Source organism: Bradyrhizobium sp. BRP20, from assembly GCF_020194215.1.
GTDB classification, from domain to species: domain Bacteria; phylum Pseudomonadota; class Alphaproteobacteria; order Rhizobiales; family Xanthobacteraceae; genus Bradyrhizobium; species Bradyrhizobium yuanmingense.
The window spans coordinates 1-3,793 of sequence record NZ_JADYVY010000057.1 but is presented as its reverse complement, the minus strand read 5'-3'; the positions used below and the strand labels follow the sequence as shown (position 1 = coordinate 3,793).

The window sequence follows — 3,793 nt, the reverse complement described above, 5'->3', positions numbered from 1 at the left end:
GATATCTTTGCTTACATCGAGGGCTTCTACAATCGAAAGCGTCGTCACTCCGCCATCGGCTATATCAGCCCGATCGAGATGGAGCTAAAAGCAGCTTAACCCTGTCCATTTTTTCGGGGGAAGATCACCTCAGAGCCGGCGATGGTGCTTTATCTCAAGGGCGGCCAGCGGAGCCTTTTCGGCCGAGTAGCTGAAAACCAAGGGGGCAGGCGGTCCGAACGACCACGTTCAGGGCGCCCCTCTCAAATGCCTAGGCAGTCGATGTCGAGCTGGTCTTTGCGAAGCTTGACCGGTTCACCCGCAAGCTGGATTGCTTCGCTCATCAGGAGCGAACTGAGCAACTCTGAGGTTCTGCAGCGGCACTCGTCAGCTGATCGACAGGTAGGCCTACTAACAGCAGAACGTTACGCTACCCCGTTGACTGTCCTACCGGACTTAACTGTCAACGAAAGGCAGCAAGCTCGCAGCAGTATCGATCGATTTGCCGCGGTCGGGCTCGTGTGAACGTGCACCCACTTAAGCCGGGCGGGAGCCGCAGAGCACGTGCACGGGCGGTCGAATGACCATTGCGCTGCGCAACCACCTGCCTCGCGAGCTTGAGAAGCGGGGGATTCTTGTTCTGACAATGGAGAAATTGATGAACACCGGACAGGCGCAGTGGAGTGCAGCTTCTTCCTCCGCGCCTTCTGAAGACGCGGACCAGGAAAGCTACGTCGGCGGCTTCAATCGTGCCGTGGCGAATTTGGTCGAAACCTTGACAGGGTATCGGACCCCAGCCTCCGCGCGCGCGCAGATCCTGGACAATTGGGTTGCCGAAGAGGGGCAGGGCGAAGCCGAGAATAGGCGACAGGGGCGCAGACGAATCAGGAATTCGGATAACACAGGTTCGCACTCGCTCGATTTGTCCTCCCTCTCGCTGACCGCTCTGCCCGCCGCACTGCCGCCAAGATTGCTGGAACTGCGCGCCAGGCACAACGAGCTAAGCAGCCTGCCCGCTATATTCCCACCCGGTCTCCAGCATCTTCTCATTAGCCATAATCGCTTGACCAGTTTGCCGGACGATCTTCCGGCAACCCTCTCTGAGCTGGAGGTCGCTGATAACAGGTTGACCAGTCTGCCGGCAAACCTCCCGGCCGGACTGCAGATCCTGAACGCAAACGACAACCGGCTAACCAGCTTACCGGACGCTCTCCCGAGCGGGCTCACCGCGCTTGCGGTCAGTGGCAATCAGCTGACCGACATCCCCGAGTCCCTCCCCTCGTGGCTCATTGAACTCAATGTCAGCGGCAATCAATTGACCAACCTCCCCGACCCTCTTCCGAGCACGCTCCAATCACTCAATGTCAGCGGTAACCGGCTGACCAACCTGCCTGAAGGTGTTCTAGAAGCTCGTGTACCGCATAATAGCCTCTACTACCCGCATCTGGAGAGCCTCGACTTCTGGGATAACCCGCTGCCGGACGATGTTCTCGCTCTGGCGCCTGAAGCGCCACCGCAGCTTGCGCAGCAATCCCTGCATGAGGCTGCCGCACACTGGCTCGCAGACGACCCGGCCGCGCTGGGCGAATGGCAGCACTTTGCGGATGAGCCCAGCGCCCAAGACTACGCACAGTTCCTGGAGAGCCTGCGAGCCACTGTGAACTACGGCAATGACGGGTTTCGGCAGGCAGTGGCTGATGATCTGCGGCAGGCGGCCGCCAATCCGACATTGCGCGAGCAGTTCTTTGCGCAGGCTTCCGAGGCCAACGCGAGCTGCGAGGATCGTGTCACCTTGCACTGGAATGGTATGCAGACCGCGCGCCTCAACGCTGACGTCGAGGACGGGGTATATGACGATCGGCTTGGCGATCTGATCCAGCGCGGCCGTGTCGCCTTCCGCTTGGAGGCGTTGGACGAGATCGCGCGCGACAGGGTCAACTCGCTCGCCAACGGCAACCCGAACGTAGACGACATCGAAGTCTACCTGGCCTATCAACATCGGCTGCGCGAGCCACTGGAGCTCAGTCATGTCGCCCCTGACATGCGCTTCCTGGCGGTCTCTCACGTAAGCGATGATGATGCGACGGAGGCGCTCAACCTGGTCCGGGGGCGGGAAGCAAGCCAGTTCACCGACTACATGGCAAGCCGCTGGCAACCCTGGGAGACGGTGCTGAGGCGCATCGCTCCGGACGAATATGCCGCGATGCGAGACCGGCTCGTCGAAGCCATGGGCGAGGAGTTTCAAACCCGCTTGGATCAGCGACTGGCCGAGCGTAGTCTTCTGGGCGATCCGGATGCCGAGCGGGTTCTCGGCGCCCAAGTCCGAAAGGAGATCGCTGGCGAGATCAAAGGCGAGGTCATGCACCGTGTGCTCGCAGAGCGCGGCCTGAAACTATGAGGCTCCCAAACCGCCGCAGAGATATTTCATTGCTCTGCGGGCGATACGTAAAGATCGATAGTGAAGCCTCACTCATCGCTGCCAAGGTGCTTTTGCACCTTGGCAAGTGCGCTGCCGTCGATCAGGGCCTTTCGGTCTTGCCGAGCGACGAAAGTTCCCGCGCGCGAGGCGACGCGCATTTGCGTCGCGTCGAAAGCCGCTTCGGGATGAGAGCTCAGTCGGTCGAAAAGTTGTTCAGGAGACCAAGGCGCGCAGCGGTGAAATTATTGGTTGCGCAGGCGCTGGCTCAGCCAACCAACTCGGTTTGACGAGGTAGCTGACTGTTCGGCAGGTTTATTTGACTTCGGGGGCTTCCCGCGAGCTCCATCGTGGCAAGCAAGTTTTCTAGTTCAAGCATGCACCGCGTTGGCAGCTTACGATGGCAAGCCGTCGTGCCGGTGAGGTCGTGCGCGCGCTCGAGCGCGGCGATCCCGAGACTGCACGAGAAACCTTTTGGTCCCTCAGTCAAAGACGAAGCCCGATTGAAGTGATCGAATCGAAGTCTGCCGGATCTTCATTGCCAACTCGGCTTGCGAGGCCCGTAAGCAAACTGCGTGCTGGATAAACTTTAAACCTATCCGAGCCCGAGAAGCGCTCACCGTTACTGCTGCGAACTCAGGACGGCCTGCACATCTTCCCGAAAAAAAAGTTTGGATCGTTGACGCCTGAACGCGCTGGTGGCCACTGGGCGAGAATCTCGTCTTCAAGGGCGGAACGTCCCTTTCCAAGGCTTACGGCGCAGTTCGCCGGTTCCCGGACGACGTGGATCTCACATACGGCATTCGAGCAACAGCTCCGAACCTGGCGAAACACAATCGATGACAATTCGGTCCCTCAGAACTGCAGTGAAAGCAAAAATGGAACTCCAAGGCACGAGAACGCCTCCCGGTCTGCGTCGGGGAAAAGACGTTGTGCGTCATCAATGAACGCCTACAACAGGACAAGCTCACTATCAAAAATGATGCCAAGGACGACAAGATGCTCGTCACGTATGATCCATTGAGACTGGTAGCACCTATGTGAGTCCCGCCGTGATGCTTGAATTCGGCGATCCACCGGCGACCAATTTCGTCGGCTCGAACACGAGACCGGCGAAGAGGTGCGGCAAAATTGGAACGACCCCGTCCGTCGTCAGGCGGGCGCCGATGCGACGCCGGTCTCGCGCGCAGCAATATCCTGATCTCGTCAGCTTTTTGAAAGGTTGCGGCTACAACAATCGAGAATCTGAACGAGCTGCTATCTCGCCGTAATCCAGGTCGTATGGATTGCTGCAGAGTCGATACAAACATGAGGAGAGCAGGATGGATCCGGTTGACCCATTCTTCGATTCAGGAGCCTGGATGCGGGAGTACGCCGCGCTGCAGGGGCGGGCGGGGC

At 59.2% G+C, this 3,793-nt stretch carries 3 protein-coding genes; all 3 read left to right on the top strand.

Annotated elements, in window-relative coordinates; genetic code table 11:
* Positions 1–99, top strand: a 99-nt coding sequence (locus I6F33_RS38585) for an IS3 family transposase (RefSeq protein WP_346656715.1), incomplete at its 5' end; no start/stop codon positions are given.
* 538 nt (positions 100–637) lie between these two features.
* Entirely contained in the window at positions 638–2,377 is a 1,740-nt protein-coding gene (nopM, locus tag I6F33_RS37680; RefSeq protein WP_225145771.1) for a T3SS effector NEL-type E3 ubiquitin ligase NopM, read from the top strand.
* A gap of 723 nt (positions 2,378–3,100) precedes the next feature.
* Positions 3,101–3,238 carry a nucleotidyl transferase AbiEii/AbiGii toxin family protein gene (locus tag I6F33_RS38765; RefSeq protein ID WP_225145770.1) on the top strand — a complete coding sequence of 46 codons (138 nt, stop codon included), beginning with the start codon at positions 3,101–3,103 and terminating at the stop codon, positions 3,236–3,238.
* Positions 3,239–3,793 lie beyond the last annotated feature (555 nt).